This window comes from Actinomadura soli, assembly GCF_005889715.1.
GTDB lineage: Bacteria > Actinomycetota > Actinomycetes > Streptosporangiales > Streptosporangiaceae > Spirillospora > Spirillospora soli.
The window spans coordinates 1-5532 of record NZ_VCKW01000379.1 but is presented as its reverse complement, the minus strand read 5'-3'; the positions used below and the strand labels follow the sequence as shown (position 1 = coordinate 5532).

Below are 5532 nucleotides of genomic sequence, written 5' to 3'. Positions count from 1 at the left end.
GGGTGGGCGGAGCGGGGCGCGTAGCGCGAGAAGGCCGGTACCCGTTGCAGGTACCGGCCTTGGTGTGGCGGAGGATGCGAGATTCGAACTCGCGAGCGCTTGCACGCAACACGCTTTCCAAGCGTGCGCCCTAGGCCACTAGGCGAATCCTCCGCGGGAAAGCCTACCGGGTCTCGGGCAGTGACCTGACATCAATAACCGCGGACACCGGGATCGGGCCGTAGACGTGCGGGAAGAGGTCGTCGTCGGCCTGCTCGTACCGGACGGGGGCGTCCAGCCGGGACGTGTCGATGACCAGGAGCACCAGGTCTGATCGGGGGACGGCGGCGTAGAAGCGGGCGAGGACGCCGTCCACCTGGAGCATGCCGGACGAGCAGTGGATGAATCCCTCTTCATCGAGGGTTCTGCCGAGCGTCGACATGCTGTACGACACTCCGGTGTCGCGGGCGGCCTCCCAGTGGGTCCGTTCGGCGATGTGCAAGAGCGTGTCGTGTGTAGGGACAGGCATGCGGCGCAGGCTACGCCGGAAGCGTGGCAATCCGGTGCGTGGGATGCCATAGACTGAGGCAGACCCCTCGCACGGCGTCACCCTGTGAACCTCCCCAGGGCCGGAAGGCAGCAAGGATAAGCAGGCTCTGTCGGGTGTGCGGGGGGTCCCTTGGTTTGACGGCGACACCGCACATCCGACGCTCTGCTTCTCGAGGGAGGGCGGACCCCCGATGAGTCTGGCTCTGTACCGCAAGTACCGGCCAGCGACGTTCGCCGAGCTGAAAGGGCAGGAACACGTCGCCGAGCCGCTTCAGCAGGCGCTGCGCAACGGCCGGATCAACCACGCGTACCTGTTCAGCGGACCGCGCGGCTGCGGGAAGACATCCAGCGCCCGGATCCTCGCCCGGTCGCTGAACTGCGAACAGGGGCCGACGCCCGACCCCTGCGGGGAGTGCGACTCCTGCGTGGCGCTCGGGCCGGCCGGGACGGGCCACATCGACGTGATCGAGATCGACGCCGCGTCCCACGGTGGTGTTGATGATGCCCGTGACCTGCGCGAACGGGCGTTCTTCGCTCCGGTCTCGGCGCGTTTCAAGGTGTACATCATCGACGAGGCGCACATGGTCACGCGGGAGGGCTTCAACGCGCTGCTGAAGCTCGTCGAGGAGCCGCCGCCGCATCTGAAGTTCGTGTTCGCGACCACCGAGCCGGAGAAGGTCATCGGGACGATCCGGTCCCGGACGCACCACTACCCGTTCCGGCTGATCCCGCCGGGCGTCCTGCAGGAGCTCGTCGAGGAGATCCTGCGGGCGGAGGACGTTCCCTACGAGCCGTCCGCTTTGCCGTTGGCCGTCCGGGCGGGTGCCGGGTCGGCCCGCGACACGCTGTCGATCCTCGACCAGCTCCTTGCCGGGTCGGACGAGAAGGGCATCACCTACTCCGGGGCCGTCTCGCTGCTCGGATACACCGACTCCGCGCTCCTGGACGAGGTCATCGGCGCCTTCGCGGCCCGTGACGGCGCCGCCGTCTTCGCCGCGATCGACCGGGTCATCGAAAGCGGCCAGGATCCGCGACGCTTCACCGCCGACCTGCTGGAACGCTTCCGCGACCTGGTCATCCTGTCGAACGTCCCGGAGGCGGGCGGCTCGGGGCTGCTGAACGTCCCGCCGGACGAGCTGGAGGACATGCGGCGCCAGGCGTCCTCCCTCGGACCGGGGGAACTGACCCGCGCCGCCGACCTGCTGCACACCGGACTGACCGAGATGCGCGGCGCCACGTCTCCGCGGCTGCTGCTGGAACTGATCTGCGCTCGCATCCTCCTTCCCGCCGCCTACGAGGACGAGTCCTCGATGTTCGCCCGTCTTGACCGCTTGGAACGCCAGGCCGCTCAGGGCGCTGGGGGCGTCCAGGCTCCTCAGGGCGGCAACATGACGCAGGCGTTCACGCCGCCCCCGATGCAGGAGGCCCCCGCTCAAAGTGGGCCGGGCGGTTCGCAGACGCGTGGAGAGCGGCCATCACCCAACGATGGCGTTCCGTCGTCAGCGGCACCGGCAGAACCAGCATCTGTGGATAACCGTCGTGCGGCACCCCGAGGTGGGTCGACCGAAAGTGCGCCGACCCAGAGTGCGCCGACCCAGAGTGCGCCGAGAGCTTCCGCCGAGAGCACGTCGGCGGCCCCTGCGGCTCCGAACCCTCGGCCTGCCCAGGCGGCTGCGCCGGCAGGGTCGGCGGGGGGGATGGACTTCTCCGCCGTCCAGCGTCTCTGGCCGGACATCGTCGAGGCCGTCAAGCAGAAGAGCCGCGCCACCTGGATGGTCATCATGGCCGGGGTGCAGCCTGTGTCGCTCGACGGCAAGGTCCTCACCCTCGGGTTCGACGCCGAGGGACGCCGGCTGGGGTTCGTCAACGGGGGCAGGGACACCGTCCTCCGGGAGGTCCTCAAGGAGCGGATGGGCGTCGAATGGCGGATCGAGACCGCTGTCGGCGGCGCGCCTGCGGGGCCTCCACCTGGTCGATCAGGCCCTAGCGCCGGGTTCGGTGCGTCGGCCACACCGAACCCGACACCTCCGCCGCGGCCGCCCGTCCAACCGTCCGCCCCGAGGCACGACCAGGCTCAGGAACCGCCGCCCCCGCCGCCGGACGAGCCTCCGCCGCCACCCGAGCCGCCCCCGATGGACGAGAGCGACGAGGTCGATCCGGAGGGCGACGCGGACGCCGACGGCGCCGAGGCCGAGATGAACGGGATGGCGCTCCTCCAGCGCGAACTCGGCGGCCAGATCATCCGGGAGATCGACAACACGTGACCGCCCGGCCCGGCGCCGGATGACCGTTCACGCCGGGCCGCCGAGGTCGAAGGTGTGGACGGGCTTCCACCAGTCGGCGACGGCGTCCAGGTGCTGCATGCTCAGGCTTCGAGCAGTGAACGAGGTGTTCGCCGGGAGCCCCGTCCGATGGGCCTCCGCGAAGACCCGCTCACGCTGTTCCAACGCTTCGGCGGTCAAGCGCAGCACGGTCACATGCGGGATCCATCCCGCGATTTCCAGCGGATGCATCTCGGCGTTCGTGTGCCGGGCGATCGTGTCGACAAGGGTGCGGTGCAACCGCGTCCAGCCGGGGGACTCCACCCGCAGGTGCAGCACCCGGTCTTCACCGGGGAACACGGCGAGATCTCCTAGACGCACCTCAAAGGGCGCGGTCCTTGCTGTGATCCTCCTCAGCAGGTCAAGGCAGGCAGGGTCGTCGGACAGTCCCGCCCCTCCCTTGATCGACAGATGGGGCCGGGACCGCATGGGGCGGCTCGCCCAGTGCGGATGCCGCGCCCGGAAACGTTCGATCGGCTCGCTGAGGTCGGCGGGCATGGGCAACATGAGGCCGAGTTCCACCCGATCAGTATCGGCACCGATGGGCGTGGGTTCGGGTGTGTACGGGTGTGGACGGGGTGTGTCGTCAGTGTCCCTGGTGTGGAGGACGTTGGTCTTCCATTGGCGGGGGTTGGGGGGAGTCGGCACACCGGTGGGCGCTCTTACCGCATCCTGGTGCGAACCCGTAGTCTCGGGGGACGGACGTCCGGTGGCTGGCGGAGCGCCAGGAGATGGTCCTCACTAGGGCCGGAAGAGGGAGGTGCACCGTGGAACCCGGTGGTTTGAACATGCAGGAACTGCTCCAGCAGGCGCAGGCCATGCAGGAGCAGCTCTTCAGCGCGCAGCGCGAGCTCGCGGAGGCCGAGGTGACGGGGACCGCCGGAGGCGGGCTTGTGACCGCGACGGTCAACGGGCAGGGCGAGATCACGGGGCTGTCGATCGACCCGAAGGCCGTCGACGTCGACGATCCGGCGGACACCGCGGAGACCATCGCCGACCTGGTCCTGGCCGCGATCCGCGACGCCGGGCGCGAGGTGCAGGAGTTGCAGCAGGAGAAGATGGGACCGCTCGCCCAAGGGCTGGGCGGCGGGGGCGGCATCCCCGGTCTCGGTGGCGGCGCGGGCGGCGGGCTGCCCGGCGGCTTCCCCGGGCTCGGCGGCGGCCCCGGCGGTCCCGGCGGTTCGGGTGGCGGACCCGGCGCCTGACCCGGCGGCGGTACAGGACGACTCAGGACGACATAGGACGCAGCAGAAAGGAGGGGTCCGTTGTACGAAGGGGTGGTTCAGAACCTCATCGACGAGCTGGGCAGGTTGCCCGGCGTCGGCCCCAAGAGCGCGCAGCGGATCGCCTTCCACCTTCTCGCCGCCGACCCCGCCGACGTGGAACGTCTCGGCAAGGCGCTCAAGGAGGTCAAGGACAAGGTCCGCTTCTGCAAGACGTGTGGGAACGTCGCGGAAGAAGAGGAATGCCGGATCTGCCGGGACGCGCGCCGCGACCCGGCCGTGATCTGCGTCGTGGAGGAGTCCAAGGACGTCGTCGCGATCGAGAAGACCCGCGAGTTCCGGGGGCGCTACCACGTCCTCGGCGGCGCGATCAGCCCGATCGAGGGCGTCGGCCCGGACGATCTGCGCATCCGTGAGCTGATGCAGCGTCTCGCGGACGGGACGGTGACCGAGCTGATCCTCGCCACCGACCCCAACCTGGAGGGCGAGGCGACGGCGACCTATCTCGCCCGGCTCGTCAAGTCCATGGGCCTCACCGTCACCCGTCTGGCCAGCGGCCTGCCGGTGGGTGGCGACCTCGAGTACGCCGACGAGGTGACGCTGGGCCGCGCATTCGAAGGACGGAGGCTGCTCGATGTCTGACACCAACAGCCCGCAGGACTGGAACGCCCTCGCCGAGCGCGTGGCGTGCCACGTCGACAACTATCTGAACGGACTGGAAGCCGTCGCACGCGGCGACGGCGGCGTCCATACCGTCCCGCTGCTCCTTCTCGAGGTGTCGCAGGTCATCCTGGCGGGTGCGCAGCTCGGCGCCAGCGCCGACGTGATCCTCCCGGACAACTGGGAGCCGGAGGTCGGCGACGACCCGGATCTCGACGCCGTCCGGCAGGGCCTGTCCGAGCGGCTGAGCGTCATGGACGAGTACGTCGAGGTCTTCGACCCGTACAAGGACACCGAGCCCACGTCCTACCGCCTGTCGGACGACCTGGTCGACGTCGCCAGCGACCTCGTCCATGGGCTGCGTCACTACAACCAGGACCGTCCGCTGGAAGCCCTCTGGTGGTGGCAGTACTCCTACTTCAACCACTGGGGCAACCACGCCGGCGCGGCTCTGCGCGCCCTGCACGCCTTCGTGGCGAACTCCCGCCTGGATGTTGCTCCCGAAGTCGCCACAGTTCCCATGGCCCCTTAGCCAGCCCTATGTGTCGGCCCTGGCGGCGCGTCCGCATGGGTGATCCCGCCTGCGACCTGCTCACCCCCTGGACGTTCCTGCCCGCCGGCGTGCGGGACGGGTACCGCGACATCCGCGACATCCTCGGCGTGGACGAGGCGACGTGGGCGCGAGGGCGCGGCTGGGGGTGGGTCCGCATGCGGTCAGCGGTGTGGCTTGGATGATCAATTCTTGGGACGTTGGTCGGAGACCCCCTGCTCGCCGGGGGGCGGGCGTGGCGCGCTAGGGG

Annotated in this window: 7 protein-coding genes, 1 tRNA gene and 1 other RNA gene; 6 read left to right on the top strand and 3 right to left on the bottom strand. The window is 69.7% G+C overall.

Annotation, left to right across the window (positions count from 1 at the left end; genetic code table 11):
- Positions 1-65: 65 nt before the first annotated feature.
- Both ETD83_RS38610 and ETD83_RS38605 read right to left on the bottom strand, forming a co-directional pair.
- Positions 66-153 (bottom strand) — tRNA-Ser (locus ETD83_RS38610).
- A 10-nt stretch (positions 154-163) separates the two neighbouring features.
- A complete protein-coding gene (locus tag ETD83_RS38605; protein WP_138650139.1) occupies positions 164-508 on the bottom strand; it encodes a DUF952 domain-containing protein in 345 nt (114 codons plus the stop codon).
- 58 nt (positions 509-566) lie between these two features.
- On the opposite strand from ETD83_RS38605, the gene ffs reads away from it, so the two are divergent.
- Positions 567-662: signal recognition particle sRNA small type (gene ffs / locus ETD83_RS38600), an RNA gene on the top strand.
- A gap of 57 nt (positions 663-719) precedes the next feature.
- Complete coding sequence (locus tag ETD83_RS38595; protein ID WP_138650138.1) at positions 720-2792, top strand: DNA polymerase III subunit gamma and tau; 2073 nt, start codon at positions 720-722, stop codon at positions 2790-2792.
- A 27-nt stretch (positions 2793-2819) separates the two neighbouring features.
- Here the strand turns inward: ETD83_RS38595 and ETD83_RS38590 are convergent, their stop codons facing one another.
- Positions 2820-3347: a 2'-5' RNA ligase family protein gene (locus tag ETD83_RS38590; RefSeq protein WP_230421481.1), complete on the bottom strand. Its 528-nt coding sequence runs from the start codon at positions 3345-3347 to the stop codon at positions 2820-2822.
- Positions 3348-3637: 290 nt separating this feature from the next.
- Here ETD83_RS38590 and ETD83_RS38585 point away from each other — a divergent pair, with 290 nt between their 5' ends.
- The 4 genes from ETD83_RS38585 to ETD83_RS43240 are packed head-to-tail and all read left to right on the top strand — an operon-like array spanning position 3638 to position 5467.
- Positions 3638-4054: a YbaB/EbfC family nucleoid-associated protein gene (locus ETD83_RS38585; protein WP_138650140.1), complete on the top strand. Its 417-nt coding sequence runs from the start codon at positions 3638-3640 to the stop codon at positions 4052-4054.
- Between the two features lie 60 nt (positions 4055-4114).
- A complete protein-coding gene (recR, locus tag ETD83_RS38580) occupies positions 4115-4714 on the top strand; it encodes a recombination mediator RecR (protein WP_138650136.1) in 600 nt (199 codons plus the stop codon).
- Entirely contained in the window at positions 4707-5264 is a 558-nt protein-coding gene (locus ETD83_RS38575; RefSeq protein ID WP_138650135.1) for a DUF5063 domain-containing protein, read from the top strand. The genes recR and ETD83_RS38575 overlap by 8 nt, the downstream gene beginning before the upstream one ends.
- A gap of 35 nt (positions 5265-5299) precedes the next feature.
- Positions 5300-5467 (top strand): hypothetical protein, encoded by a 168-nt coding sequence (locus ETD83_RS43240; RefSeq protein ID WP_171064682.1) that lies wholly within the window; start codon positions 5300-5302, stop codon positions 5465-5467.
- The last annotated feature ends 65 nt before the right edge of the window (positions 5468-5532 follow it).